Annotated in this window: 29 protein-coding genes; 19 read left to right on the top strand and 10 right to left on the bottom strand. The window is 72.3% G+C overall.

The features are described from left to right. Positions 1–253 precede the first annotated feature (253 nt). On the top strand, positions 254–1,225 hold the full coding sequence (locus ABFJ78_RS14550; RefSeq protein WP_436386675.1) for an SEFIR domain-containing protein: 972 nt from the start codon (positions 254–256) through the stop codon (positions 1,223–1,225). Here the strand turns inward: ABFJ78_RS14550 and ABFJ78_RS14555 are convergent. After that, complete coding sequence (locus tag ABFJ78_RS14555; RefSeq protein WP_372664848.1) at positions 1,222–2,265, bottom strand: alcohol dehydrogenase catalytic domain-containing protein; 1,044 nt, start codon at positions 2,263–2,265, stop codon at positions 1,222–1,224. The two genes, ABFJ78_RS14550 and ABFJ78_RS14555, sit on opposite strands and share 4 nt — an antisense overlap. 54 nt (positions 2,266–2,319) lie before the next feature. Further along, a complete protein-coding gene (locus ABFJ78_RS14560) occupies positions 2,320–3,909 on the bottom strand; it encodes a phosphoenolpyruvate--protein phosphotransferase (RefSeq protein ID WP_436386677.1) in 1,590 nt (529 codons plus the stop codon). A 103-nt stretch (positions 3,910–4,012) separates the two neighbouring features. Here ABFJ78_RS14560 and ABFJ78_RS14565 point away from each other — a divergent pair, with 103 nt between their 5' ends. The 7 genes from ABFJ78_RS14565 to ABFJ78_RS14595 all read left to right on the top strand — a co-directional run bounded on the left by ABFJ78_RS14565 (position 4,013) and on the right by ABFJ78_RS14595 (position 9,223). Beyond that, complete coding sequence (locus ABFJ78_RS14565) at positions 4,013–4,774, top strand: DeoR/GlpR family DNA-binding transcription regulator (RefSeq protein ID WP_436386679.1); 762 nt, start codon at positions 4,013–4,015, stop codon at positions 4,772–4,774. Continuing rightward, on the top strand, positions 4,771–5,715 hold the full coding sequence (pfkB, locus tag ABFJ78_RS14570; RefSeq protein ID WP_436386681.1) for a 1-phosphofructokinase: 945 nt from the start codon (positions 4,771–4,773) through the stop codon (positions 5,713–5,715). Before ABFJ78_RS14565 ends, pfkB begins: the two co-directional genes overlap by 4 nt. After that, entirely contained in the window at positions 5,712–6,164 is a 453-nt protein-coding gene (locus ABFJ78_RS14575; RefSeq protein WP_436386683.1) for a PTS sugar transporter subunit IIA, read from the top strand. Before pfkB ends, ABFJ78_RS14575 begins: the two co-directional genes overlap by 4 nt. Before the next feature lie 2 nt (positions 6,165–6,166). Further along, the gene (locus ABFJ78_RS14580; protein ID WP_436386686.1) at positions 6,167–7,615 is read left to right on the top strand and encodes a PTS fructose transporter subunit IIC; all 1,449 of its coding nucleotides are present in this window, start codon (positions 6,167–6,169) and stop codon (positions 7,613–7,615) included. Between the two features lie 11 nt (positions 7,616–7,626). After that, entirely contained in the window at positions 7,627–7,905 is a 279-nt protein-coding gene (locus ABFJ78_RS14585) for an HPr family phosphocarrier protein (RefSeq protein ID WP_436386796.1), read from the top strand. Positions 7,906–7,991: 86 nt separating this feature from the next. Beyond that, positions 7,992–8,363 carry a hypothetical protein gene (locus ABFJ78_RS14590; RefSeq protein ID WP_436386688.1) on the top strand — a complete coding sequence of 124 codons (372 nt, stop codon included), beginning with the start codon at positions 7,992–7,994 and terminating at the stop codon, positions 8,361–8,363. Then, the gene (locus ABFJ78_RS14595; RefSeq protein WP_436386690.1) at positions 8,360–9,223 is read left to right on the top strand and encodes a hypothetical protein; all 864 of its coding nucleotides are present in this window, start codon (positions 8,360–8,362) and stop codon (positions 9,221–9,223) included. Before ABFJ78_RS14590 ends, ABFJ78_RS14595 begins: the two co-directional genes overlap by 4 nt. On the opposite strand, the gene ABFJ78_RS14600 is transcribed toward ABFJ78_RS14595, so the two are convergent. Next, positions 9,224–9,811: a TetR/AcrR family transcriptional regulator gene (locus tag ABFJ78_RS14600; protein ID WP_436386692.1), complete on the bottom strand. Its 588-nt coding sequence runs from the start codon at positions 9,809–9,811 to the stop codon at positions 9,224–9,226. It lies immediately after the preceding gene. An 84-nt stretch (positions 9,812–9,895) separates the two neighbouring features. Between ABFJ78_RS14600 and ABFJ78_RS14605 the strand changes: the two genes are divergently transcribed. From ABFJ78_RS14605 to ABFJ78_RS14630, 6 genes are all read left to right on the top strand, one after another. Then, on the top strand, positions 9,896–11,185 hold the full coding sequence (locus ABFJ78_RS14605) for a cytochrome P450 (RefSeq protein ID WP_436386694.1): 1,290 nt from the start codon (positions 9,896–9,898) through the stop codon (positions 11,183–11,185). Beyond that, positions 11,182–12,072 (top strand): alpha/beta fold hydrolase, encoded by an 891-nt coding sequence (locus tag ABFJ78_RS14610; protein ID WP_436386697.1) that lies wholly within the window; start codon positions 11,182–11,184, stop codon positions 12,070–12,072. The genes ABFJ78_RS14605 and ABFJ78_RS14610 overlap by 4 nt, the downstream gene beginning before the upstream one ends. Beyond that, entirely contained in the window at positions 12,056–12,901 is an 846-nt protein-coding gene (locus tag ABFJ78_RS14615; protein WP_436386699.1) for an SDR family NAD(P)-dependent oxidoreductase, read from the top strand. Before ABFJ78_RS14610 ends, ABFJ78_RS14615 begins: the two co-directional genes overlap by 17 nt. Beyond that, the gene (locus ABFJ78_RS14620; protein WP_436386702.1) at positions 12,898–14,373 is read left to right on the top strand and encodes a flavin-containing monooxygenase; all 1,476 of its coding nucleotides are present in this window, start codon (positions 12,898–12,900) and stop codon (positions 14,371–14,373) included. Before ABFJ78_RS14615 ends, ABFJ78_RS14620 begins: the two co-directional genes overlap by 4 nt. A 30-nt stretch (positions 14,374–14,403) precedes the next feature. After that, on the top strand, positions 14,404–15,270 hold the full coding sequence (locus ABFJ78_RS14625) for an NAD(+)/NADH kinase (protein WP_436386704.1): 867 nt from the start codon (positions 14,404–14,406) through the stop codon (positions 15,268–15,270). 172 nt (positions 15,271–15,442) lie between these two features. Further along, complete coding sequence (locus ABFJ78_RS14630; RefSeq protein WP_436386707.1) at positions 15,443–16,135, top strand: DUF998 domain-containing protein; 693 nt, start codon at positions 15,443–15,445, stop codon at positions 16,133–16,135. On the opposite strand, the gene ABFJ78_RS14635 is transcribed toward ABFJ78_RS14630, so the two are convergent. Then, on the bottom strand, positions 16,120–16,950 hold the full coding sequence (locus ABFJ78_RS14635) for a dihydrodipicolinate synthase family protein (RefSeq protein ID WP_436386709.1): 831 nt from the start codon (positions 16,948–16,950) through the stop codon (positions 16,120–16,122). The genes ABFJ78_RS14630 and ABFJ78_RS14635 overlap by 16 nt on opposite strands. After that, the gene (locus tag ABFJ78_RS14640) at positions 16,940–17,305 is read right to left on the bottom strand and encodes a DNA polymerase ligase N-terminal domain-containing protein (protein ID WP_436386712.1); all 366 of its coding nucleotides are present in this window, start codon (positions 17,303–17,305) and stop codon (positions 16,940–16,942) included. Before ABFJ78_RS14640 ends, ABFJ78_RS14635 begins: the two co-directional genes overlap by 11 nt. A 64-nt stretch (positions 17,306–17,369) precedes the next feature. On the opposite strand from ABFJ78_RS14640, the gene ABFJ78_RS14645 reads away from it, so the two are divergent. Beyond that, positions 17,370–18,365, top strand: a complete 996-nt coding sequence (locus tag ABFJ78_RS14645) for a YdcF family protein (protein WP_436386713.1) — start codon at positions 17,370–17,372, stop codon at positions 18,363–18,365. Here the strand turns inward: ABFJ78_RS14645 and ABFJ78_RS14650 are convergent. From ABFJ78_RS14650 to ABFJ78_RS14660, 3 genes are all read right to left on the bottom strand, one after another. Further along, entirely contained in the window at positions 18,362–18,766 is a 405-nt protein-coding gene (locus ABFJ78_RS14650; RefSeq protein WP_436386716.1) for a RidA family protein, read from the bottom strand. The two genes, ABFJ78_RS14645 and ABFJ78_RS14650, sit on opposite strands and share 4 nt — an antisense overlap. After that, positions 18,763–18,984, bottom strand: coding sequence for a hypothetical protein (locus tag ABFJ78_RS14655; protein WP_436386719.1), 222 nt, complete (start codon positions 18,982–18,984; stop codon positions 18,763–18,765). Before ABFJ78_RS14655 ends, ABFJ78_RS14650 begins: the two co-directional genes overlap by 4 nt. Positions 18,985–19,346: 362 nt before the next feature. After that, positions 19,347–19,982, bottom strand: a complete 636-nt coding sequence (locus tag ABFJ78_RS14660; protein ID WP_436386721.1) for a TetR/AcrR family transcriptional regulator — start codon at positions 19,980–19,982, stop codon at positions 19,347–19,349. 92 nt (positions 19,983–20,074) lie between these two features. Between ABFJ78_RS14660 and wzt the strand changes: the two genes are divergently transcribed. After that, a complete protein-coding gene (gene wzt / locus ABFJ78_RS14665; RefSeq protein WP_436386723.1) occupies positions 20,075–20,821 on the top strand; it encodes a galactan export ABC transporter ATP-binding subunit Wzt/RfbE in 747 nt (248 codons plus the stop codon). A gap of 37 nt (positions 20,822–20,858) precedes the next feature. On the opposite strand, the gene ABFJ78_RS14670 is transcribed toward wzt, so the two are convergent. Further along, entirely contained in the window at positions 20,859–21,320 is a 462-nt protein-coding gene (locus ABFJ78_RS14670) for an SRPBCC family protein (RefSeq protein ID WP_436386725.1), read from the bottom strand. 78 nt (positions 21,321–21,398) lie between these two features. On the opposite strand from ABFJ78_RS14670, the gene ABFJ78_RS14675 reads away from it, so the two are divergent. Then, the gene (locus ABFJ78_RS14675; protein ID WP_436386727.1) at positions 21,399–21,818 is read left to right on the top strand and encodes a DUF4383 domain-containing protein; all 420 of its coding nucleotides are present in this window, start codon (positions 21,399–21,401) and stop codon (positions 21,816–21,818) included. On the opposite strand, the gene ABFJ78_RS14680 is transcribed toward ABFJ78_RS14675, so the two are convergent. After that, a complete protein-coding gene (locus ABFJ78_RS14680; protein ID WP_436386730.1) occupies positions 21,769–23,019 on the bottom strand; it encodes a glycosyltransferase 87 family protein in 1,251 nt (416 codons plus the stop codon). The two genes, ABFJ78_RS14675 and ABFJ78_RS14680, sit on opposite strands and share 50 nt — an antisense overlap. Before the next feature lie 108 nt (positions 23,020–23,127). On the opposite strand from ABFJ78_RS14680, the gene ABFJ78_RS14685 reads away from it, so the two are divergent. Then, positions 23,128–23,349: a hypothetical protein gene (locus ABFJ78_RS14685; protein WP_436386732.1), complete on the top strand. Its 222-nt coding sequence runs from the start codon at positions 23,128–23,130 to the stop codon at positions 23,347–23,349. Positions 23,350–23,369: 20 nt separating this feature from the next. Further along, positions 23,370–24,569, top strand: a complete 1,200-nt coding sequence (locus tag ABFJ78_RS14690) for a cysteine desulfurase-like protein (RefSeq protein WP_436386735.1) — start codon at positions 23,370–23,372, stop codon at positions 24,567–24,569. The last annotated feature ends 37 nt before the right edge of the window (positions 24,570–24,606 follow it).

Raw genomic sequence — 24,606 nt, forward strand, 5'->3', positions numbered from 1 at the left:
GACGCTCCTTCACCGCTCCCCACCAGGCGGATGTCATCCTAGGTCCGCTAAGCGCCGACGAAGAAGGCGGGAAACCTGACAGATCCAGGACAATAACTGGCCAGACCTCAAGTGCCGCCGGAAAATGCATCTTGACAAATCTTACCGGCACAGATAGATGACAGGCGGAAGCCGCGCGCGCCAGGCGCGAAGTGTTTCCGGAAAACCGATCTCCCGGATCGGTGAATCACCGACCGATCACGAGGGGAACCCGATGTCCGAGCCCGATCCGCCCAGGGTGTTCATCAGCTACTCGCACGACACCCAGGACCACAAGGACCAGGTCCGGCGGTTCGCGACCTTGCTGCGCAGCCGGGTCGGCCTCGAGGTGGTGCTCGACCAGTGGGACGACAACCACCGCATCGACTGGTCGCTGTGGGCCACCCGGAACATCAAGGCGGCGGACTTCGTCGTCGCCGTGGCCTCTCCCCTCTACCGGGCGCGCGCCGACGGTGACGCGCCGCCGGACGAAGGACGCGGCGCCCAGTTCGAATCCGCCCTGCTCCGCAACAAGATGACCAAGGACATCGAGGACGGCACCCGGCGGATTCTGCCCGTCGTGCTGCCCGGCGGCTCGATCGACGACATCCCGGCGTTCCTCAACCCCTACTCGATGACGCGGTACGAAATCGGGGAGATCAGCGACGAAGGCGTCGCCGAGCTGCGCGCCGCGATCACCGGGCGGGGAAAGCATCCGATACCTCCACGCGGCCGGTGGCTCGGCGGATCGGCTGAGCCGCAGCCGATCCTCGCGAGCGACCTCCCCTGGACCTGCGCCAGCCAAGGCGTCCGCCGTGGCGCGGCGTCGATCGGCGACGTGCGGTACGAGCACAGCATCGTCCTGCGGCCGGCCGCGTCGGCGACCTACGGGACCGGGTTCGTCGAACTCGACCTCGGGGGTCACTACCAGCGGTTTTCGACCGTGGCCGGGGTGCTCGACGAAGCCGCCGACCGCTTCCAGGTCGGCCGCGTCCGCGTGCTCCTCGACGGCAGACCGCGTTCCGAGCACGACGTGGCCGTCGGGAAGCCGGCCACGATCGACCTCGATGTCACCGGTGCCCTGAAGCTCCGGCTCGAGATGTCGCGGCCGGGCGTCGCGGCGTCCCCGTTCGGGTCCGCGGCCGTCGTCGTCACGCGGCGAGGACGGCCGCCCGAGCTCGGGCTCGGGGATCCCACCGTCACCTAAGGCGTGATGACCACCTTCAGCGCCGAGTTCGCGGCCGCGTTGCCGAACACCTCGTACGCCTCCTCCAGCTGCGCGAACGTGAACCGGTGCGTGCCCATGCGCTCGGCCGGGATGCGGCCCGAGGCCACCATCTTCAGCAGCGTCGGGATCGACACCGTGTCCACCAGGCCCATCGTCAGCGTGAGGTTCTGGATCCACATCTCCTGCATCGGCAGCTCGACCGGCACGCCGTGGACGCCGATGTTGGCGATGCGGCCGCCCGGGCGGACCAGGGACGCCGCCGTCCGGAGCGTCTCCGGGTAGCCGACCGCTTCGATCGCCACGTCCACACCGAGACCGTCGGTCAGGGACCGGACGTCCTCGAGAACGCCAGGACCCGCTTCGAACGCGTCCGTCGCGCCGAACTCCAGGGCCTTCTCCAACCGGAACTTGTTGGAGTCCACCGCGATCACCTTCGCCGCGCCCCACAGCCCCGTGGTCAGGATCGCCGCCAGGCCGACCGCGCCGGCGCCGACCACGGCCACCGCGTCGCCCGGGCGGACGCGGCCGGCCAGGACGCCGACCTCGTAGCCCGTCGGCAGCGAGTCGGCCAGGAAGATCGCCTGCTCGTCGGTGACTTCCGGCGGCACCGCGTACAACGACGTGTCCGCGTACGGAACCCGCACGAGTTCGGCCTGCGTGCCGTCGATGAGGTGTCCGAAGATCCAGCCGATCCCGCCGACCGTCTGACAGTGCGAGGGCATCCCGCGCCCGCAGTATTCGCAGCGCCCGCACTGCGTGATGGCCGGCACCAGCACCCGGTCCCCCACCGCGAACGCGCGGACGGCGTCTCCGACGGCGGTCACCGTGCCGACAGCTTCGTGCCCGAGGATCCGGCCGTCGGTGACCGCGGCGACGTCGCCCTGCAGGATGTGCAGGTCGGTGCCGCAGATGGTGGTGGTGTCGACGCGCACGACCACGTCGGTCGGCTCTTCGACGACGGCGTCCGGGACGTCTTCCCAAGCCTTCGCGCCCGGACCGTGGTAGACCAGCGCCTTCATCGTCGCCTCCGTCGGCCGCCCGGCTCCCGTGGCCGGGCTCGGCCGCTTTCGACGCTAGGACCGCGGAAGCCGCCCGGCTGTCGCAATTTGAGACCGGCACCCGGCGAGATCCACCTCGCGCAAGGCCGCCCCGACGCCGGCCAAGGCCACCGCGTTCATCGACAACGACGTCACGCCCAGCCCGACCAGAACGCGCGCCAACGCCGGGTCCGCCGCCGCCTCGCCGCAGACCCCCACCGGCTTTGACGCCGCCACTCCCGCCGAAGCCACCATCTCCACCAACCGCAGCAACGCCGGCTGGTGCGGGTCGTTCAACGACGCCACCGCGCCGAGCTGGCGGTCCGCCGCGAAGACGTACTGGGCGAGGTCGTTCGTGCCCAGCGAAACGAAATCGACTTCCGCGAGGATCGAAGCCGCGCACAGCGCCGCCGCCGGGATCTCGATCATCACGCCCACCCGGGGAACCCCCGCCGCCCGGGCGCGCGAGGCGAACCACGCCGCTTCGGAAGCCGTCGCCACCATCGGGGCCATCACCGACAGCTCGACTTCCGTGTCGGCGGCCGCCGACACGATCGCCGACAGCTGGCGGTCCAGCAGCTCCGGCCGGTCGAACGCCACGCGCAGGCCGCGGACACCCAGGGCCGGGTTCGGTTCCGCGCCCATCGGCAGGAACGCCAAGGGCTTGTCGGAACCCGCGTCCAGGGTCCGGACCACCACCGGCTTCCCGGCGAACGGCGCCAGCACCTCGGCGTACGCCGCCCGTTGCGCGGCCTCACTCGGCTCGGCCTGAGCCGACAGGTAGCAGAACTCCGTGCGGAACAAGCCGATTCCCTCGGCACCGGCCGCGGAAGCCGCGCGGGCGTCCGCGGGTGATCCCACGTTCGCCAGCAGCTTGACCCGGTGGCCGTCGGCGAGCCGCCCGACGCCGTCCCACGACGCGGCCGCGGCCCGAGCCGGTGCCGCAACCACGCCGTCGGACGGCGAGACCGTGCCCGCGGAACCGTCGACCACCAGCCCGGGGCCGGCCAGGTCGAGGACGCCCGCGCACGCGACGACCGCCGGGATGCCCAGCGCCCGCGCCAAGATCGCCGTGTGGCTCGTCGGGCCACCTTCCTCGGTCACCAGCGCGAGCACGAGGTCCGGGTCGAGGCCGGCGGTGTCGGCCGGCGCCAGGTCGCGCGCCACCAGGACGCTCGGCGACGTCAGGTCCGGGACGCCCGGCGGAGCCAGCCCCAGCAGCGAAGCGACGATCCGGTCGCGGACATCGGCGACATCCGCGGCGCGTTCGGCCAGGTAGCCACCGGCCGCGCGCAGCGCCGTCATGAACTCCCCCGCCGCTTCCCACACCGCGCGCGGCGCCGGCAACGCCCGCGTGCGGACCAGCTCCGAAGCGGACGCGACCAACGCCGGGTCCGACGCCATCACCGCCGTCGTCTCCAGGACCGACCGGGCGTCTCCGGACACGGAACGGGCACGATCGGACAGCGCCGCCGCGACCGATTCCGCCGCCGGCCCGATCTTGCCCGCTTCGGCCGCGAGATCGTCCGGAACCGGCGAAGAAGCGGGTTCCCGCAGGTCAGCGGCCACGACTACACGCGGACCGGCGACCCGGCCGGGGCTGACTCCGACTCCGGACAACTGCATGGCGGGACCTCCGGGAGCAAAGGATCTCGTAACTGGGGATTGACAGTACGGTAACAACGGGCACAATCAAACTGCAACGGGCAGACATCGGAGAGGAACGGGCATGTACGCCGCCGAACGGCACCAGCTCCTGGCGCAACGCGCACGTCGCGACGGCCGGGTCGACGTCAACGACGTCGCCGGCGAACTCGGTGTCGCCCCCGAGACCATCCGCCGCGACCTCGGCGTCCTCGAACGCCAGGGCGTCGTCCGCCGGGTCTACGGCGGCGCGGTCGCCGTCGAACGGCTCGACTTCGAACCCGAAGTGGCCCAACGGGACCGGACGAACGCCGCCGAGAAGGACGCCATCGCTCGCGCGGCGCTGGACCTGGTTCCCGACCGCGGCTCGATCCTGCTCGACGCCGGCACGACCACCAGCAGGCTCGCCACGCTCCTGCCCGCCGACCGCGAGCTGACCGTGATCACCAACTCGATCCCGGTCGCCTCGATCCTCGCCACCCGCCCCGGCATCACCCTGCACATCCTCGGCGGCCGCGTGCGCGGGACGACGCTCGCCGCCGTCGAAGCCTGGACGCTGCACGCGCTCGACGGCCTGCTCGTCGACGTCGCTTTCCTCGGCGCCAACGGCTTTTCCGCCGAGCACGGCTGCACGACGCCGGACATGGCCGAGTCCGCGGTGAAGGCCGCGGTGGTCGCCGCCGCGCGCAAGCGGGTGCTGCTGGCCGACCACAGCAAGTACGGCACCGACCAGCTCAGCCGGTTCGCGCGGCTGGCCGAGATCGACGTCCTGGTCACCGACAGCGGCCTCGACGCCGGCGCGGTGGCAGAGCTCGAAGAGGCGGGCCCGGAGGTGGTGCTGGCGTGATCGTCACCGTGACCCCGAACCCGAGCCTCGACCGGACCGCGCGGCTGTCCGGCCTGCGCCGCGGCGAAGTCAACCGGGCCGAAGCCGTGCGGCTCGACCCCGGCGGCAAGGGCGTCAACGTCGCCCGCGCGCTGGCCGCCGCCGGCACCCCGACGGTCGCGCTCCTGCCCGCCGGCGGGCTGGTCGGCGACCGCCTGGCCGACCTGCTCGCCCCCGAAGGCGTCCCGGTCGTCGCCGTGCCGATCGCGGGGACGACCCGCAGCAACATCACGCTCGTCGAAGCCGACGGGACCACGACGAAGATCAACGAGCCCGGTCCGGAGATCTCCCCCAGCGAACTGGCCACCCTCGAACGCCGCGCCGTCGAGCTGGCCGCGCGCGGGGAATGGCTGGTGTGCTGCGGAAGCCTCCCCGCCGGCGTGCCCGACGACTTCTACGCGCGGCTCACGAAACTCGCGCACGACGCCGGGGCGAAGGTCGCCGTCGACTCCTCCGGCGCGCCGCTCGCCGCCGCGTGCGCGGGCGGCCCGGACCTGCTCAAGCCGAACCTCGACGAGCTGATCGAGCTCGCCGGTCGCCCGCTGCCGCTGCTCGGCGACGTCGTCGCCTTCTGCCGCGAGCTGGTCTCCGGCGGCGTCGGCACCGTGCTCGTCAGCCTGGGCGCGCGCGGCGCGGTCCTCGTCGGGGAAACCGAACCACACCACGCGCTCGGCCCGCTGGTCGCCGTGCGCAGCACCGTCGGCGCCGGAGACGCCGCACTCGCCGGGTTCCTCCACGCGGGCGGAACCGGGCCCCGAGCCCTGCGCACCGCGGTCGCCTACGGCACCGCCGCGGTCACGCAGGAGGGCAGCCGCATGCCCACCCCCCACGACGTGCACCCGGACCAGGTGCGCGTGCTCGACGCCGACCCCACCCTCACCCTCAGCGGAGCCGCCGCATGACCACCGCAGACCTGATCACCGCCGACCTGGTCGACCTCGGCCTCGACGCCGCCGACTCCCGCGGCGCCACCCGGGCGCTCGCGCAGCGGCTCGTCGACGCCGGGCGGGTGACCGACCTCGACCTGTTCCTCGAGGACGTCGCCGCCCGCGAGGAGCAGATGGCCACCGGCCTCGAAGGCGGCATCGGCATTCCGCACTGCCGCTCGGCCGCGGTGACCGCGCCGACGCTGGCGTTCGGCCGCAGCGCCGCCGGCGTCGACTTCGGCGCGCCGGACGGCCCGGCGACGCTGATCTTCCTCATCGCCGCGCCGGAAGGCGGCGGCAGCGACCACCTCAAGGTCCTGGCCGCCCTCGCCCGGCGGCTCGTCCGGACGGAGTTCAAGCAGCACCTCCTGGACGCCGCCGACCCCGCCGCCGTCGCCGACTACATCCGCCAGGAGGTGTCCTGACCATGAAGTTCGTCGCCATCACCGCGTGTCCCACCGGCATCGCGCACACGTACATGGCCGCCGAATCGCTGGAGCAGACGGCGAAGGCCAACGGCGACACGATCGTCGTCGAGACGCAGGGTTCGGCGGGTTCGGAGCCGCTGTCCGCCGAGGACATCGCGAGCGCGGACGCCGTCATCTTCGCCGCGGACCTCGCCGTGCAGGGGCGCGAGCGGTTCGCCGGCAAGCCGATCGTCGAGGCTCCGGTCAAGGCCGCGATCAATGACGCGGCCGGGCTGTTCGAACGCGCGAAGGCCGCGGCCCGCGAGCCCGTCGCACCCGCCGCCGCTCCGGAGCTGGCCACGAAGGTCGGCGCGAACGACAAGGCGGCCACCAAGGTCCGCCAGTGGCTGATGACCGGGGTCAGCTACCTGATCCCGTTCGTCGCCGCGGGCGGGCTGCTGATCGCGTTGAGCTTCGCCTTGGGCGGCTACCAGATCGTCGACGCGCCGAAGGTCACCGAGCACTTCGACGCGGGGTCCGTCGCCGGCTGGGCCGCGCTGATGTTCCAGATCGGTAGCGCCGCCTTCGACTTCCTGGTGCCGGTGCTGGCCGGGTTCATCGCCTTCGCGATGGCCGACCGCCCGGCCATCGCTCCCGGTTTCGTGGGCGGCGCGATCGCCGTCACCGTCGGTGCCGGCTTCCTCGGCGGCCTCGTCGCCGGCCTGCTGGCCGGTGGCGTCGTCCTGGCGCTGAAGAAGATCCAGGTGCCGAAGGCGATGCGCGGGATCATGCCGGTGGTCGTCTACCCGCTGCTCGGGTCCATTGTGGTCGGTGTGCTGATGTACGTCGTGGTCGGCAAGCCGATGGCGGCCGCGACGACGGGGCTGACGAACTGGCTCAACAGCCTCAGCGGCGCCAGCGCCCTGCTGCTGGGCGCGCTGCTCGGCCTGATGATGGCGTTCGACATGGGCGGTCCGGTCAACAAGGCGGCGTACACCTTCGCCGTCGGCGGCCTGACCACCGGCGCCACCGGGTCGCTGCAGATCATGGCCGCGGTGATGGCGGCCGGGATGGTGCCGCCGCTGGCCCTGGCGCTCGCGTCCAGCGTCCGGAAGAAGCTGTTCACCGAGGCCGAGCGCGAAAACGGCCGCGCGGCCTGGCTGCTCGGCGCGTCGTTCATCACCGAAGGCGCGATCCCGTTCGCCGCGGCGGACCCGTTCCGGGTGATCCCGTCGATCATGCTCGGCTCGGCGGTCACGGGTTCGCTGTCGATGGCGTTCGGCGCGACGCTGCGCGCCCCGCACGGCGGGATCTTCGTGCTCCCGCTGATCGGCAGCCCGCTGCTGTTCCTGGTGGCACTGGTCGCCGGGACGGCGGTCGCGGCCGGTTCGGTGATCGCGCTCAAGCAGGTGCGTTTCCGCGCCGCCGAACGTTCCGCTGCCGTTACCGGCCAGACCGTCAACGCGTGAAGGAGTCCACTGTGTACCAACGCCGCACGCTCGTCGCCAGCAGCGTCGGGCTGCACGCCCGGCCCGCGGGCCTGGTCGCGAAGACGGCCGCCGGTCAGCCGGCGAAGGTTCGGATAGCGAAGATCACCGGCGGGGTGGCCGGCGACCCGGTCGACGCGGCCAGCGTTCTCGGCCTGATGACCCTGGGCGCCGCGTTCGGCGACGAGGTCGAGCTGACCGCCGACGGCGACGACGCCCAGGCGTCGGTCGACGCGCTGGCCGAACTGATCGCGCGAGACCTGGACGCGTGAGTTTCTCCTGAAGTCCCCTCCGGACGCGTTCGGCAGGCGTAGCATCCAGACCGATTTGCCGGATTGCGTCCGTGTAAAGGGGGAAGATGGTGCAAGGATTCGAGGTCGATCCCAAACTGGTCCAGCACGCCGCCGAGCGCGCGACCGAGGCGGTGACGCATTTCGAAGCGCACGGTTCGGCCGTCAAGAAAGCGCAGGCCACGATCGAGGGGAATACCGCCCTGCTGGGCGACTACGGCGACGCCGGAGTGTTCTTCCACGCCTGTGAGAGGTTCGACCGGAAGTTCAAAGAAATCTTCGACACGCTCATCTCGCACAACGACAACTTCGTCGAGACGGCCCGGCGGCTGCAAGGCGGTCTGCAGGGCGCGTCCAAGCTCTACGCCGAGGCCGACTCGGCCGCGAGCGAGCACTTGCGGCGCATCGGCGAATCCTGGGCGGACGGGGGAAGCCGGTGAACCAGCCGCCGTACTTCCCCGACCGTCCGCCGGGGCACTACCCGCAGTTCGACCGGTACGAGGACCAGTGCGGCGAAGTCGCGCTCTGGGCCCGCTGGGTGGCCGGGTGGGTCGACTGGCTGCTCCACGAATACGGTCCCACCGGTCCGCACCCGGACCGGTGGGCCAACTACCCGTTCGAGCGGTTCTTCTACCCGTCCGACGTCATCGCGCAGCAGCAGATCAAGGTCATGCACGAGGCCTGGCTGGCCATCGACGGGCTGCGCTACAAGTCGGCCGGCGAAGAGCACCCGAGCATCGACGTCCTCAACAGCCTCGACAGCGCACTCGGTGCCGCCCTCGGCAAGTGGGAAGGCGACGTCGCGGTGGGAGTGCAGACCTACCGCGAAGAACTCGAGAACTACAGCGAGCCCTACATCCTCGCGGTCGGCAAGCTCGGCCAGTGCCTCATCGCGTACTCCCAGATCTTCGAGCAGGCCCGGGCCGACATGGTCAAGGTCATGAAGCAGTTCGTCGGGGCGTTGCAGGCCGCGACGTTCACCGACCCCGGGTTCGAACGGGTCGGCCTGACCGTCTTCAAGGCCATCGGCGACTGGGTGCTGGGCAAGTTCCCGTTCGAACTCGACAAGATCCTCGAGCTGGACACGGTGCTGGCCGAGGCGGTCGACGGCGCGCAGCGGCGCAAGCCCGCCGCGGCGATCGGAGGCTCGAACTACTGGGAGATCTGCGATTCGTACCTGGTGGCCGCCAACCGGATCTGCGACGACGCCCGCGCGGCGATCGAGGAGCTGACCGCGCGCTTGGACAAGGTCGACAGTGAACTGCGCGACCCGCCGAAGCTGACCGTCAACGTGGGTTAGTCAGGCCGGGCCGAGCAACGCGATCGACGCCCGCACCGCGACTTCGGTGACGTCGCCGGCCCGGCCGCCGTCCTCCACGGTGGTCGCGATCAGCTCGCGCAACCCGCCCAGGAGGATGATCGCCGTCTGGCGGGACGGGGGGCTGATCCCCGCTGCCCGCAACGCGGCCGTGTCCGTCAACCGCTGCGTCATCGCGATGAACCCCTCCATCGCGTCGCGCTGCAGATCCCGCGCCGCGACGCCCAAGGCCGGGACGTCGCGGATCCAGCTCAGCGTGATCGCCGGCTCCGACTCCGCGCAGGCGATCCACGCCTCGATCGCCTGACGCACCTGGAGCGCCCACGGCGCGTCCGGGTCGACGGCGTCGGAGATCTGCTGGATCATCGCGCGGTTCGCGTCCGACAGCAGCGCGATCAGGCACTCTTCACGACTGGAAAAGTGCTCGTAGAAAGTCCGGCGGGACGTGCGCGCGCGGCGGACGATGCCGGCGACCGTCGTGTCGCGGAAGCCGTCCTCGGTGATCGACGCGGCCAGCCCGTCCAGCAGCCGCTGCCGGTGCCGGCGGGTGTCGACGTCCACGGAAGTCACGGTATACCCCTCCTCTTGAAACCGGATGGTACACCGGCGTACCGTACCGACGGTACGCTCGCGTACCACCTTTCGGGAGGGTCGATGACGACCATGACAAGCGCGGTAAGGCTGCCGCCGGGACCGACCGCGCCCCGCGCCGTCCAAGGCGCCTACGCGCTGACTCAGCCCCTGCGCGGCATGCGGCGGCTCAGAGCGCGCTACGGGGACGCCTTCACGGTCAACGTGCCGATCTTCGGCCGCGCCGTCGTGCTCAGCGACCCCGCCGAGATCAAGCAGCTGTTCACCTCCGGCCCCGAACTCGTCGACAACCTCGAAGTCAACCTCGGCCGCGTGCTCGGGCCGCACTCGATGTTCGCCCTCTCCGGCGACGAGCACAAAAGGCAGCGCAAGCTCCTGGTCCCGCCCTTCCACGGAAAGCGGCTCGCGACCTACGAGAAGATCGTCGAGGAAGAGACCGTCCGCGAATTCGCGACCTGGCCCGAGGGCAAAGCGTTCGCCACGCTGCCGTCGATGATGCGGATCACGCTCAACGCCATCCTGCGCGCGGTGTTCGGCGCCGAGGGAGCCGAATTCGCCGAGCTGCGCGAGCTGCTGCCACCGTTCGTCACGCTCGGCTCGCGGCTGGCCGTCGCGCCGATCTCCAAGAAGGGCCGTTTCAACCCGTGGCGCCGCTTCGAACGGATGCGCCGCGAGTACGACGCGATCGTCGACCGGCTGATCGCGAAGGCGAGCCCCGACGGCGACGACGTCCTCTCGATGATGCTGCAGACCCGCTACGACGACGGGTCCGGGCTCACCCGGGACGAGATTTCCGACCAGCTCCTCACCCTGCTCACCGCCGGCCACGAGACGACGGCGACGACGCTGGCCTGGGCCGTCGAACGCCTCCGCCGGCACCCGGCCCTCCTGGACGAGCTGCAGAAGGACAGCAAGCTCCTCGACGCCACCATCCTCGAGGTCCAGCGCACCCGCCCGGTCATCGACCTCACCGCCCGCCAGGTCAAGCAGGACGGCTTCCGGCTCGGCCGCTGGACCCTGCCGAAGGGGTACGCGGTGCTCGTCAGCATCGCGCTGATCCACGACGACGACGCCGTGTTCCCGCACGCGGCCACCTTCGACCCGCACCGCTTCGCCGGCGCGCGCCCGGACCTCTACCAGTGGATCCCGTTCGGCGGCGGCACCCGCCGCTGCCTCGGCGCCGCCTTCGCGACCATGGAGATGACCGTCGTGCTGCGGACCCTGCTGCGGGACTTCACGCTGGTCCCAACGCAAGAACCCGACGAACGCTGGCACTCGCGGGGCGTGGCCTACGCCCCCGCCAAGGGCGGCCGCGCGGTCGTGCGCCGCCGAAGCACCGGAGGAGAGCAGTGACCGAAGAGATCGCCGACGCCGGCCGGGGGATTTCCCTGGCCTACGAACGGATCGGGGACCGCGGCGCCGACCCGGTCGTCCTCGTCGCCGGGCTCGGCCAGCAGCTGCACAGCTGGCCGGACGCCTTCTGCGCGCAGCTCGCCGACCGCGGCTTCGAAGTCGTCCGGTTCGACAACCGCGACGCCGGGCGCTCGACCCACCCGCACTTCCGGCCGCCGAGCCTCCTCGGCATGCTCGCGGGCCGGTTCCCCGCGCAGCAGTACGACCTGAAGGACATGGCTGCCGACACGATCGGCCTGTTCGACGCCCTGGACCTCGAGACCGCGCACATCGCGGGCGTCTCCATGGGCGGCATGATCTCCCAGACCGTCGCGGCGCTGCACCCGGAGCGGATCCGCACCCTGACGTCGATCATGTCGACGACCGGGTCGCGCCTGCTCGGCCGTCCCGCGTTCTCGACGTTGCGGATGATGGGCGCGAAGCCGCCGAAGTCCCGTGAAGAGGCGGTCGAAAGCGCCGTCCGGATGTTCCGGCACATCGGCTCCCACGGCTTCCCGTTCGACGAAGCCTGGGTACGCGAGCTGGCCGGGACGGGCTGGGACCGCGACCCGACGGCCGGCGGCGTGGGCCGCCAGCTCGCCGCGATCATGAAGTCCGGCAACCGGACCCCGCTGCTGCGGAAGATCACCGCGCCCACGCTGGTGATCCACGGCGACCGCGACCGGATGGTCCACCCCACCGGCGGCGCCGCCACCGCGCGCGCGATCCCGGGCGCCCGCCTCGAAACCGTGTCCGGCATGGGTCACGACCTGCCGGAAGGCGCGTGGCCCACGATCCTCGACCTCATCGACAAGCACGCGAGGAGCAGCGATGTCACGGCCCCGTAGCATCACCGGCCGCCCCGTCGTGATCACCGGTGCGGCCTCCGGCATCGGCCGCGCGCTGGCCACGCGGCTGTCCCGGCTCGGTTCCCCGGTCGCGCTGGCCGACGTCGACGAGGACGGCCTGAAGGCCACCGCGGCCGCCCTGCACGGCCGGGTGCTGACGCGCGTGCTCGACGTCCGCGACGCCGAAGACCAGCTGCGCTTCGCCGCCGAAGTGAAGGACTGGCTCCCCGCTCCACTGGCCGCGGTGTTCAACAACGCCGGGGTCGCGGTCACCTCGACCGTCCTCGACGCGGTCATCGAGGACGACGACTGGCTGCACGACATCAACTTCCACGGCGTCGTCCACGGCACGCGCGCGTTCCTGCCGATCCTCGTCGCGCAGGGCGAAGGCGCGATCGTCAACACCTCCAGCGTGTTCGGCCTGCTCGGGATGCCGAACCAGAGCGCGTACTGCGCCGCGAAGTTCGCCGTCCGCGGCTTCACCGAGTCGCTGCGGCAGGAGCTGCACGGCTCCGCGGTCCGGGCCATCACCGTGCACCCGGGCGGCATCACGACGAACATCGCGCGCAACGCCCGGGTGCGGCGCGACCCCACCGGACTGGGCCGCACCCGCGAAGAGATGGCCGCCCAGTTCGAGGCCATGACGATGACGTCGCCGGACAAAGCGGCCGCGATCATCCACGCGGGCGTCGACCGCGGCAAGGCCCGCATCCTGGTCGGCCCCGACGCTTATCTGTTCGACGCGCTCGCCCGTATCACCCCCACCCACTACAACGCCGTGCTCTCGCGCGTGATGAGGCGCCCGCGGCGGACGGAGGCCGTTCGATGACCGAGCACGTCGAAGTCCTGATCGTCGGCGCCGGGCTGTCCGGCGTCGGCGCGGCGCACCACCTGCGGACGGCGTTCCCGCGCAAGACGTACGCCATCCTGGAAGCCCGCGACGCCATCGGCGGCACCTGGGACCTCTTCCGCTACCCCGGGGTCCGGTCCGACTCGGACATGCAGACCCTCGGCTACCGGTTCCGGCCGTGGACCGACGCGAAGGCCATCGCGGACGGCCCGTCGATCCTCAAGTACGTCCGCGACACCGCGGCCGACGCCGGCATCGACCGGCACATCCGGTTCGGCCACAAGGTGGTCCGCGCCGCATGGTCCACAGAGGACGCGTTGTGGACGGTCGAGGCGGTGCACGACGGCGAGCCCGTCGAATTCACCGCGAAGTTCCTCTACCTGTGCAGCGGGTATTACGACTACGCCGGCGGCCACACCCCGGAGTTCCCCGGTATCGAGAACTTCGGCGGCACCGTCGTGCACCCGCAGCACTGGCCCGAGGACCTCGACTACACCGGCAAGAAGGTCGTCGTGATCGGCAGCGGCGCGACCGCCGTGACGCTGGTGCCGGCCATGACCGACCGCGCCGGGCACGTCACGATGCTGCAGCGCTCCCCCACCTACATCCTGTCGCTGCCGTCGGAGGACGCGCTGGCCAACCGCCTGCGCGGGCTGCTCGGCCCGAAGCTGGCGTACCCGATCGCGCGGTGGAAGAACGTCGCCGTGAGCACGCTGATCTACCAGCTCAGCCGGCGCCGCCCGGGTGTCGTCAAGGCGCTGATCCGCAAGGCCGCGATGAAGCAGCTGCCGCCCGGGTACGCCGTCGACACCCACTTCAAGCCGCGGTACCAGCCCTGGGACCAGCGGCTGTGCCTGGTGCCGGACGGCGACCTGTTCCGGTCCATCAAGCGCGGCGACGCCTCCGTGGTCACCGACCGGATCGCGACCTTCACCGAGACCGGCATCCGGCTGGAGTCCGGCGACGAGCTCGACGCGGACGTCGTCGTCACCGCCACCGGGCTGCGGCTGCTGGCCTTCGGCGGCATCGACCTCGTCGTCGACGGCGACCCCGTCAAGCTGCCGGAAACCATGGCGTACAAGGGGATGATGCTCAGCGGCGTGCCGAACTTCGCGTTCACGATCGGGTACACGAACGCGTCGTGGACGCTCAAGGCCGACCTCGTCGGCGAGTACGTCGTCCGGCTGCTGCGCCACCTCGACCGGCACGGCTACGACCAGGCCGTCCCGGTCAACGACGACCCGGCGGTCACCGAGCGGCCCCTGCTCGACTTCGACGCCGGGTACGTGCTGCGGTCGATCGACGAATTCCCCAAGGCCGGCTCCCGGGCGCCGTGGCAGCTCGGCATGAGCTACGCCCACGACGTCGTCAAGCTGCGGCACGGCCGGCTCGACGACGGTGCGCTGCGGTTCTCGCGACGGAAGGCCGGAGCGGGCAGACTGACCGCATGACGCTCACCTCCCCCGCCCGGGGCCGCTGACATGCACTCCGCGGGACTCGTGCTGCACCCCCGCCGCGACTCCGCGGCCGCCGTCGAGGCCGTGCTCGGCTGGGCGGGCAACCGGAACATCGAGATCCTCGGCATCGCCGACGAGATCGTCCGCCTGAACTGCGCGGCGGTCGGCGTGACGGCCGAGGAGCTCGGCCGCCGGTCCGACCTGGTCGTCAGCCTCGGCGGCGACGGCACCATGCTGCGGGCCATGCGGCTGGCCGACGGGCAGCGCGCGCCGGTGCTCGGGGTGAACCTCGGCAAGCTGGGGTTCCTCGCCGAGGTCGACGTCCCGGACCTGCCCGGCGCGCTCTCGGCCATCGACGACCACCAGTTCACGGTGGAGCCGCGGCTGGCCGTGGACGCGGTGCTGGAGGGGCGGAAGATCACGGCGTTCAACGACATCGCCGTGGTCCGCGTGCCCGGCGAGGGCAGCGCGGTGGTGGCGGTCCGCGTCGGCGGCCAGCCGTTCGTCAGCTACTCGGCCGACGCGGTGGTGGTCGCGACCCCGACCGGGTCGACGGCGTACAGCTTCTCGGCCGGCGGCCCGATCACCAGCCCGGCGGTGGAGGCGCTGCTGGTCACGCCGGCGGCGCCGCACTCGGCGTACAGCCGGGGCGTGGTGCTGTCGGTGCACGACGAGGTGACGCTGGAGCTGCTGCCGACCAGCGGCAGGCTGGCGGTGGAGGTCGACGGCCAGGTCGCGGGGTACGTCTCCCCCGGCGACCGCCTCGACCTGCGCGCCCGGCCCAGCGCCGCCCGGGTCGTCCGGCTCGGGATGACGACGTTCTACCAGCGGGCGCGACGCAAGCTGCGGCTGACCGACTCGGCGGAAATCCCCCAGGACGGCGACCACTGAAGACGCCACTTTCCCTAGGAAAGATGCGTCCTGGAGGCCTGGGGACGCATCTTTCCTAGGGAAAGCTCGGGCTTTGTGTGCTGGGTCACATCTCGGGCGTGTCGCGTGACGATCACGGAATGGTCACGGGTAGCGTCCGCGGCTCCGCTTGAACCAGCCGAGCCGCCCGGGAGTGTCCCTCTACATGCTGTGCCCCGCACCCGTCCGTCCCCGTCTCCGCGCCCGGCTGCTCGTGCCCGGCGCGCTGGCCGCCTTCGCCGGCGCCGTCATCCTGCTGGCGGTGCTGCACCTCGACCGGCGGCTCGCCCCGCTGGACCCGGTGAGCACGATGCTCAGCGACTACGCGCTCAGCCCGGGCCGGTGGATGTGGGACGGCGCGCTGCTGCTCACCAGCACCGGCTCGGCGTTGCTGCTGGTGGCGCTCTACCGGCGGGGCCTGCTGGCCAACCCGGCGCTGGTGGCGGCGAAGGCGCTGTGGTGTGTGAGCCTGCTCGCCGTCGCCGTCTTCGCGAAGGATCCGCAGGGTGGCGCCATCACCGCCACCGGCAAGATCCACCTCTACGCCTCGGCCGTGACGTGCCTGAGCCTGCCGATCGTCGGCTGGGCGCTGGGCCGGCGCCACCGTGACGACCCGCGCTGGCGGCGCTTCGCGACCTGGTCGCGGCGGCTGGCACTGGCGGCGATCCCGTTCTACCTGCCGTTCATCGTGCCGTTCGCGGTCAACGTCGTGCTGGGCGGGCACCTCCCGACGGTGGCGACCGGCCTGGTCGAGCGCCTGATGATGGTGCTGGAGATCGCGTTGCTCGCGGTGCTGGGCCAGTGGGCGCACCGGGCGATGCGCGCCGGGGTTCAGCTCCGGGCGTAGGCCGCGATCCGCTCGACGGGCGGCGCGGGAGCCGGCATCCGCAGCAGGCCGTTCCCGAAGCCCCGCTGCCGGACCGCTTCCTTGATCCCCTCGACCGTGCCGCCCAGCGCGGCCCGGACGGCGTCGGCCCGGGCCTGGGCCGCGCGTTCGGCTTCGGTGTCTCCGGCTTCGACCGCCACGGCCAGGTCCGTGAACGGCTCCGGGAACGCCGACGACAAACCGGACACCACACCCGCTCCACCCACCCGGGCCACCGCCGCGACGTCGGTGTCGGCGCCCGACCAGAACCGCGCGGCCGGCAGCGCCGCGCGGAAGTCGGCGAACCGGGCCGCCGCGGCGCCGGACAGCTTGCCGCCGCGCAGGCCGGTCGCCGCGAACTCCGCGGGCGTCAGCGTCACGCCGGTGCGCTCCGGGAAGAGGTAGCCGTAGAGCTCGGCGTCGCCGGCGGCGTCGCGCACGGCCGCGAAGTGCCGCCGGACCGTGTCGGCGTCCGCGGGCAGGTAGTAGGGCGTGATCACGGCCAGCCGCGTGGCGCCCGCGGCGAGGGCGTCCCGGGTCAGCGAAACGGCTTCGCGCGTGCTCGCCGCGCCGACGTGCACGATCGTGTGCTCCGCGCCGAACACGTCCAGCGCGAGCCCGGCGATCGTCCGGCGCTCGGCCCGGTCCAGGGCGGGGAACTCGCCCGTCGTGCCGGCGACGAAGACGCCGTCGACGCGGCCGTGCAGCCAGGTCAGCAGCTCCGTGTTGGCGCTTTCGTCGAGCGCGAGGTCGTCGCGGAAGAGCGTGGGCGTGGCGGACAGGACTTCAGCGCGCATCGGCGTCTCCGGGCTGGTCGCGGGTGCGGTGCAGGAGCCAGTCGCGGTCGGTGCGGATCAGCGCGTAGCGGACCGCGCCCGTGCGGCCGTGGAGGGTGAACAGGATGCGCTTGTCCGTGCGGTCGTGCTCCTCCCACCAGCCGGTGTCGGCGACCTTCTTGGTGTCGTCCTCGTAGGCGAGGTGGTCGAGCCCGTGGTCGGGCACGGCGACGGCGAGCCGGTTGCCTTTGGTGTCCGGCGGGAGGCCGCGCGGGACGGCCCACGAGCGCAGCACGCCGTCCTCCTCGAGCCGCAGGTCGAAGTGGTGCCGCGGGCGCCAGTGCTCGTGCAGCACGAAAGCCGGTCGCTCACTCACGCCCCCACCATGCCAGCTCCGCGCCGGGAACCCCATGCTCTACGTTGGCCTTTCACGGGAGGGGGTGAGCGTCACGGATGCCGTGTTGCCCGGCTGCGCGGCCGTGGCGCTGCTGGTGTTCGCGGTCCGGCTGGCCCGCGAACCGCGGCGGCTCGGCAACGCCGTCTGGCTCGGCGTCGCGCTGCTGCTCTTCGGGTTGTGGCTGCTGCGCGCGGCTTTGCACCTGGAGTGGCTCGCCCCGGTGCTGGGCGGGCTCGTGGCGGCGGTCGCGGTGCTCGTCGCGGTGGTACTGCCGGCCGCACTGATCGGCAACGGCGTCCGGATGGTGCGGCGGGAGGGCCGGAGCCTCGGGAACCTGCTGTCGTTCGTCCTCGGCGTCGGCCTGCTGGTGCTCGAGGGGCTGTTCTTCGTGCCGCTCGGCCGGTGGGGTTCGGCGCTGGTCGCGACGGCGGCGGTGCTCGCGTGCTACTTCGGGTTCCTGTTCGCGTCCCTACTCGGGTACTCGCTTCTGTACGGCAGGCTGCGGCGCCGCACGGGCGTGGAAGCGATCATCGTCCTGGGCTGTGGCTTGGCCGGCGACCGCGTGACGCCGCTGCTGGCCGCCCGTCTCGACCGCGCGATCCGGTTGTACTCCCGGGAAACCGTGCCGCCGCTGCTGGTCGTGTCCGGCGGCCGGGGCGCGGACGAGACGGTCACGGAGGCCGCCGCGATGCGGGAGTACCTGCTTTCGCGCGGGATCCCGGCCGACCGGATCCGCCTGGAGGACCGGGCGACGACCACCGAGGAGAACCTCCGGTTCTCGGCCGAGCTGCTGCCCGAAGGCGTGCGGCCGCACCGGGTGCTCGCGGTGACGAGCAACTACCACGTCTTCCGCACGGCGGTGGAGTGCCGCCGGCTTGGCCTGCCGTTCGACGCGACGGGCGCACCGACGGCGCGGTACTTCCTGCCGAGCGCGCTCCTGCGCGAGTTCGCGGCGCTGATCCTGCACTACCGGCGCACGACGATCGCGGCGTGCGCGCTGATCACCGGCACCGGTCTGGCGCTGGCGATCTTCGCCTAGCCCGGCACGGCGGCGACCGCCTCGACCTCCACGAGGTACTCCGGCCGCGCCAGCCCCGCGACGACCGCGAGGGTCTGCGCCGGGTAGTCGCCGTCCGGGAACCAGCCGGCGAAGGCTTCGGCCTGCGCGGCGCGGTAGCCGTCGAGGTGCTCGGTGCCCGCGACCAGCGTCAGCAGCTTGACGAGGTGCCGGGGCCCGGCGCCTTCGGCCGCGAGGAGGGCGTTGAGGTTGGCGAAGATCTGCTTGGCCTGCGCTTCGGCGCCGGCGAGGGTGCCGTCGGGACCCACGCCGAGCTGCCCGGCAAGGAAGACCAGCCGGTGGCCGACAGGGACCTCGGCGAGGTGGCTGTAGCGCCCCAGCGGCGGCGCGACGGTGTCAGGATTCCAGCGGCGTGGCTTCACGGCGTCATGATCGCAGACCGGGCTCCCGCGCCGACCGCCACGCGTACGTGGCGCCCCTGTTCCTGTTCGGCGCGCTCGTCTTGCTCGCTCCACTGTGGGCGGACGACGACCCACACCGTTTCGCGGTCGGGGTACTCCGGTTCGGTACGCCCCGGCAGCTCTACTGGCTGCTCGCCGTCGTCGGCGGGTTCCTCGCCACCGCCGCGCGGTACCTCCACCGCGGCTCCCGCAGCGGTGTGCGGACGCCGGTCCGCGGCTACCTGGCCATCGGGCTGGTCGGCGTGCCGCGATCTCGTTCGGGTTCCCGCTCGTCGAGTCCTTCGCCTACCGCGTCGCACGGTCGCCATACGCCGGCGCGCCCTGGCCGCGGAGGTGGCCGCGCTGCGGGCGCTGGTGAAGGCCGTCGAGCGCGCGGGTTCCCGGACCTCGCGCAGAACCGAGCGCGCGTGAGCCACGCCGTCAACGCCTCGACGGTCAGTTCCTTGTACGGACGTGGTCCGGCGCGAAGCCCGGCCGTGGGGATACAGACGGCGGCGGTATAGGACGTTATACGGAAGCCAGAGCGCGCATGACCGGAACGCTAACCCGGCGCCGCGTGTCCGGTCAGGTAAGCGAGGGCGAGTTCGGTCGTTTCGGCGGCCCAGGCGCTCCAGCTCAGCTCGTCGGGCCAGAACCGGCTGCTGGCCGCCCGATGCACGCACGAGCCGATGACGGTGCGCGCGGTCATCCGCAGCGCGAGCGCGGGATCCGGACGGCGAACCTCGCCGGCGCAGGACTGCGCGGCTTCGACGAAGGCCTGCTGGATTCCCGCGAGGGCCCGCAAGCCGCGATCGCGCCCGTCGGCGCGCTGACCGTCGAGCAGCTCCGGGAAGATGCGGTCGCGAGTGGCGAAGGTGCGCGCCAAAGCCGTCGTGAACGCCTCGACGACCTCGCGGAGCTCGGGCGCCGCCGAGCGGAGCGCTTCGCCGACGCCGGCCTCCAGTTGCCCGAGGAGCTCGTCCTTGACGGCGTACAGCAGCTGGTCCTTGCCCGAGAACCGGCGGTAGATCGCCCCGACCGACAGCCCCGCCCGCTCGGCCACGGCCCCGACGGTGAACTCGTCGACGCCGCGCTCGGCGAGTACGTGCTCGGCCGCGGCGAGCACCTTCTGCAGGGACTCCCGGCTGCGTGCTTGCTGCGGCGGGCGGAATCCCGGCTCGGCGGACGGCTGACGCACGGGCCGCACGTTACCTCCCTCCCGCGGGCGCTTGACACGCGCTCGAATGCGAATGGTAACTTGCGTTCGCATTCGTCGCCGGGGAGGGCAGCATGGTGAGCATCGAGGTGCGGAACGCCTCCGTCGACTTCCCGGTCTTCGACGCCAAGACCCGATCGCTCAAGAAACAGGTGCTCGGCAAGGCCGGCGGCGCGATCGGCACCGGGTCGAAGGTCCCCGTCATCGAGGCACTGCGGGACATCACGCTGTCGATGGGCGACGGCGACCGCGTCGGCCTGGTCGGGCACAACGGCGCGGGCAAGTCCACCTTGCTGCGGCTGCTCTCCGGGATCTACGAGCCGACCCGCGGCACCGCGCGGGTCGCCGGCCGGATCGCGCCGGTGTTCGACCTCGGGGTGGGCCTCGACCCCGAGGTCTCGGGTCACGAGAACATCCTGATCCGGGGCCTCTTCCTCGGCATGTCCCGCAAGCAGATGGAGCAGCGGGTCGACGACATCGCGGAGTTCACCGAACTCGGCGACTACCTGCGGCTGCCGTTGCGTACCTACTCCGCCGGCATGCGGGTCCGGCTCGCCCTCGGCGTGGTGACCACCATCGATCCCGAGATCCTCGTCCTCGACGAGGGCCTCGGCGCGGTCGACGCGGCGTTCCTCGACAAGGCCCGCGGGCGGCTCGTCGACCTCGCCCGCCGGGCCGGCGCGCTCGTGTTCGCGTCGCACTCCGACGAACTGCTGCGCGCGCTGTGCACCAGCGCCCTCTGGATGGACGAGGGCCGGATCCGCGCGAGCGGCTCACTGGACGAAGTCCTGGCGGCCTACCACGGCCCGCACCCCGGCTAGACCTGCCGACGCGACGCCTACAGGCCGTGTTCCCGCCTCAGCTCGACGAGTCCCCCTTGGTGTCATAAGATGTCCAGCCGCCTTCGCCTTCGGCTGCTTCGACGTCGGCGTCGGCGCTCGCCGCGTGGGTCATCGCGGCCACCGTGCGTTCGAGCCCCTGCTGGACCTCGCCGCCGTCGGCCTCGCGGACGCTGTGCAGCGTCACGGTGATCTCGGACGACGCCGGGCCGTCCTCGGCGATGCGCAGTTCGCCGTGGTAGTCGTCGGGGCCTTCGGCGCCCCAGGACAGCGAGCGGTTCGCCGCGTCCGTGTGCAGCCACGCCTCGCCGGCGACGCGCCGGCCGTGCACCTCCGCCTCGACGTGGACGCTGTCGCCGCCCTTCGGCTCGGCGACCTTCATCTCCGGGAAGTACCGCGGCAGGTTCTCCGGGTGGCTCAGGAACGCGAACAGCTCGTCCGCGGGGACGTCGGCCGTCGCGGTGTGGCGGTACTCGGTCATCGGCTCACCTCTCGTCGGCCCCCTGGGTTACCCCTGAAGTCGTGCATTAAAAGGCGTTTTCCGGGGAACCTGATGAACATGACGGCCACCGAACCCGAGACCCGGCGCGGTCCCGCCCCCGTCCAGGGCCTGGGCATGCTGATCGGCTTGCTGTTCCTCGTGCTCGCCGCGTTGGAGCTGATGTCGGGGGTCACCGACGGCGGTGGCCCGCACGAGCTGTTCGGGCTGTTCTCGGTGTCCGGGCTGTGGGCGCTGCTGCACCTGCTGACCGGTGCCGTCGCGGTGTTCTGCACCCGTTCGTCGCGCCTGGCCGCCCGGTTCCTGCTCGCCACCGGCATCGGCTACGCCGTGGTCGGCCTGGCCGGGCTGCTCCCGCTGCCGCACGCGGTCACCGACGTGCTGCCGATGAACACCGCCGGGGTCTGCCTCGCCCTCGCCCTCGGCACGGTCATGCTCGTTCTGGGAGCGGGCTGGCTGCAACGGGGACGGCGCCGCTGAGGTCGTCGGCCGGCCGCGGGAAGCGCACCAGGGCCGCCGCGACGAGCACGGCGAACCCGAAGAGGACGTAGCCGTTGCCGGTCAGCTGCTGGAGGAACGTCCAGTCGCGTTCGACCTCCCCGCCGCGCGGCCACCACCATTGCGGCCCGGCGACGAACAGCACCGCACCTGCCCCGGCCGCGACGGCGAACCCGCGTCGCCGCGTGCGCCGCGCCAGCTCCGCCCAGCCGAACAGCACGACCACGGCCCAGACCCAGTGGTGCGTCCACGAAATCGGGGAGATCAGCAGGCCGCCGACGGCGTTGACGCCGAGCGCGACCGTCCGCTCCCCCGCGTTCAGCGCGCGCCGCGCACCCAGCGCCGTCAGCACGAGGACCACCGCCGCACAGGGCAGCCACCACGCGGTCCGCGCGTCGGCGGGCACCCCGGCGCGGGCCAGCAGCCCCAGCAGTGACTGGTCGCCGGCGTAGGTCGGCTCACCGACGCGACCGGTGTCCCACAGCGCGCCGGTCCAGTACCGGACCGAGTCGGCGCCGGCCAGCAGGAAGCCCAGCGCCGTCGCGGCGAGGAACGTGACGACGCTCGTCACGGCCGCCCGGGTGTCCCGGCGGAGCAGGAAGTAGAGCAGGAACACCGCCGGGGTCAGCTTGATCGCGGCGGCGAGCCCGATCAGCAGGCCGCGCGGCCACCGCGGGGTGTCCACGAGGACGTCGAGCACGACGAGGGCGAGCAGCAGCAGGTCGATCTGTCCCGCGTAGACCGTGCGCAGCACCGGCTCGAGGATCTCGGCCGCCGGCAGGAGCATCGTGACCCGGCGCCAGTCGGCCCGCGCGCCCAGTGCGCGCAGGACCGTGACCAGTACCAGCGCGAGCAGACCGAGGGTGCCGACGGTGACCACGAGGCAGGCGGCCCAGTACGGCAGCACGGCCAGCGGCGCCAGCACGACCGCCGCGAACGGCGGGTAGGTGAACAGCAGCAGCTGGCCGTCGCCGGTGGGCGGCAGGGTGCCGTAGAGGGCGTCGCCGTGCAGCAGCGCCCCGGACCCGAGCCGGTAGACGTCCAGGTCGACGCGGTAGGCGGGGAACCGCACGCGGCCGTCGTTGTACGACACCAGCAGCACCGCCAGGACGAGCACCTGCGCCCCCAGCAGCACGTACGCGTTCCCGAGCCTGGCCCGCACCCCTCGTCCCCCTCTGATCATCTCTCGCATTCTGTCGGGTCACCGTGCGGGCGCCATCCGGGAAACCCCCGGATCGGCCCCGGGCCTCTGCTCCTGAAAACAGGTTGCCCGCCGTGCCAGCCTGGGCGGATGGGGACACCGACCGGCTTCGCCTACCGCGTCGACGAACGCGGCACCGTCACGATCACCCACCACGGCCGCCCGGCCGGGACGCTGCGCGGGTCCGCCGCCACGCGCTTCCTGGCCGCCGCCGACCGCGGGGACGACCGCCAGCTGCTGATGGCCCGCGCCACCGGCAACTACAAGCACGGCAACGAACGGCGGGCCCGCGAGCACCCCCGGAACCGGTGACTTCCTGGCACGCTGGCGCCATGAGCTACGACGTGCAGACGATCCGCAAGCACTTCCCCGCCCTCTCCGCCGCGCACTTCGACGGCCCGGGTGGGTCGCAGGTTCCCGACGTCGTCGGCGAGGCCGTGGCCGGTACGCTGTGCGCCGCGATCGCCAACCGCGGCGTCGTCACGGCGGCCGAGCGCCGGGCGAGCGCGGTGGTCGCCGACGCGCGCCAGGCCGTCGCGGACCTGCTCGCCGCGGACCCGGTCGGAGTGGTCTTCGGGCGCAGCATGACGCAGCTGACCTACGACTTCGCCCGCACGCTCGCCAAGAACTGGGGGCCGGGCGACGAGGTCGTCGTCACCCGGCTCGACCACGACGCGAACATCCGGCCGTGGGTGCAGGCCGCCGAAGCCGCCGGCGCGACCGTCCGCTGGGCGGACTTCGATCCCGGGACCGGGGAGCTGGCCCCGGGCGCCGTGACCGGGCTGCTGTCGGAGCGGACGCGGCTGGTGGCGGTGACGGCGGCGTCGAACCTGCTCGGCACCCGGCCGGACATCCCGGCGATCGCGGCCGCGGTGCACGACGCCGGCGCGCTGCTGTACGTCGACGGCGTGCACCTCACGCCGCACGCCCCGGTCGACGTCACGGCGCTGGGAGCCGACTTCTACGCGTGCTCGCCGTACAAGTTCCTCGGCCCGCACCTCGGCCTGGTCGTGGCGGCGCCGTCGCTGCTGGAGACGCTGCACCCGGACAAGCTGCTGCCCTCGACCGACGCGGTGCCCGAGCGGTTCGAGCTGGGGACGCTGCCGTACGAGCTACTGGCCGGCACGACCGCGGCGATCGACTTCCTGGCGGGGCTGGTGCCGGGTCCGGGCTCGCGGCGCGCGCGGCTCCTGAGTTCCCTTGCTGCTTTGGAGGAGCACGAGAACGCGCTGCTCGCCCGGCTCGACAAGAGTTTGGCCGGGCTGCCCGGCGTCACCCGGTACGGCGCGCCGGGGCGCCACCGGACGCCGACGGTCCTGTTCTCCGTCGACGGCGTCGCGTCGCAGGCGGTGTACGAGCACCTCGGGGCGCTTTGCGTGAACGCGCCGGCGGGGAGCTTCTACGCGATCGAGTGCTCCCGCCACCTCGGGCTCGGCGACACGGGCGCGGTGCGGGCGGGCATCGCGCCGTACACGACGGAAGCCGACGTCGACGCCCTGCTCGCCGGAGTGGCCTCGCTCCCCCGCACCTGAGCGCCCCAATGTGGCCTTCGGTGCGTCAGACGCACCG

Source organism: Amycolatopsis sp. MEPSY49, assembly GCF_051337345.1.
Taxonomy (GTDB): domain Bacteria; phylum Actinomycetota; class Actinomycetes; order Mycobacteriales; family Pseudonocardiaceae; genus Amycolatopsis.